The following is a 1,462-nucleotide window of genomic DNA, read 5'->3' as shown; positions in this document are numbered from 1 at the left end:
GCTTCACCGCGATCGTCGCCGCCGTCGTCTATGCCGCGCCGGTCGCCATCAAGATCACCGCCGACGGAGTGCGGGCCGTGCCCGAGACCACCGTCGAGGCGGCCACCGCTGCCGGGTGTAACACCTGGCAGATCATCACCAAAGTTCAACTGCCGATGGCACGCAGCGCCCTGACTCTCGCGACCAACCAGGGCCTGATCTATGTGCTGTCGATGGTTGTTGTGGGCGGCCTGGTGGGAGCCGGCGCCCTCGGCTACGACGTCGTGGCCGGATTCTCGCAGGGAGAGCTGTACGGCAAGGGGCTGGCGGCGGGGCTCGCCATCGTACTGCTCGGAGTCATGTTCGACCGGATCACTCAGGCAGCGGCGCGCCGTACCAGCGCTTAAGGAGCACGACACCATGGCAAGACACTGGCGAACCGGCGCGGCCGGCCTGGCCGTCCTCGGTCTCACTCTCACCGCATGCGGCGGAGCGAAGGTCGGCGACACCGCCTCCTCCGGCTCCAAGAGCTCGGGCAAGTGCGGCACCTTCAATCTCGCGGTCAACCCGTGGGTGGGCTACGAGGCGGACGCGGCGGTCGTCGCGTACGTCGCGCAGCACGACCTCGGCTGTACGGTCAACAAGAAGGACCTGAAGGAGCAGATCGCCTGGCAGGGCTTCGGCACGGGCGAGGTCGACGCGGTCCTGGAGAACTGGGGCCACGACGACCTGAAGAAGAAATACATCTCCGGACAGAAGACCGCCGTCGAGGCGGGCCAGACCGGCAACAAAGGCATCATCGGCTGGTACGTGCCGCCGTGGCTGGCCAAGGCGCACCCGGACATCACCGACTGGAAGAACCTCAACAAGTACGCGGCCAACTTCAAGACCTCGGAGTCGGGCGGCAAGGGCCAGCTCCTGGACGGCGACCCGTCGTACGTCACCAACGACGCGGCGCTGGTGACGAACCTGAAGCTGGACTACAAGGTGGTGTACGCGGGCAGCGAGACCGCGCTCATCCAGGCCTTCCGGACCGCCGAGAAGAACAAGCAGTGGGTGATCGGCTACTTCTACGAGCCGCAGTGGTTCCTGTCCGAGGTGCCGCTGGTCAAGGTGAACCTGCCGAAGTACACGACGGGTTGCGACGCCGTCGCGGCCAAGGTCGCCTGTGACTATCCCGTGTACGACCTGGACAAGATCGTCAGCGCCAAGTTCTCCACGTCGGGCAGCCCCGCCTACAACCTGGTGAAGAACTTCAACTGGACGAACGACGACCAGAACACCGTGGCCAAGTACATAGCCCAGGACAAGATGTCCGACGACGCCGCGGCGAAGAAGTGGGTCGACGCCAACCGCGACAAGGTCGACGCCTGGATCAAGTAGGGCGCGATCCATGCCGACACGGACGTGGCGAAGGACTTGCCGAGGAAGGGGCCGAGCGGGACGTACTCCCAGGCCTGGATGTCACGCGCCGACCAGTCGT

Annotated in this window: 2 protein-coding genes; both read left to right on the top strand. The window is 65.5% G+C overall.

The genetic code is table 11. The features are described from left to right. The coding region (locus ACWEBX_RS40625) for an ABC transporter permease subunit (protein ID WP_451889710.1) at window positions 1-386 on the top strand (386 nt) is incomplete at its 5' end. A gap of 13 nt (window positions 387-399) precedes the next feature. Next, entirely contained in the window at window positions 400-1,362 is a 963-nt protein-coding gene (locus ACWEBX_RS40620; RefSeq protein ID WP_451889709.1) for an ABC transporter substrate-binding protein, read from the top strand. The last annotated feature ends 100 nt before the right edge of the window (window positions 1,363-1,462 follow it).

Source organism: Streptomyces sp. NPDC005070, from assembly GCF_053600395.1.
Note: the sequence above shows the minus strand (reverse complement) of the source record. Positions and strands in the feature narration are given on the sequence as shown.

Coding starts and splice junctions, on each gene's coding strand:
- ACWEBX_RS40620 (WP_451889709.1), top strand. CDS start 400: ATGGCAAGACACTGGCGAACCGGCGCGGCCGGCCTGGCCGTCCTCGGT.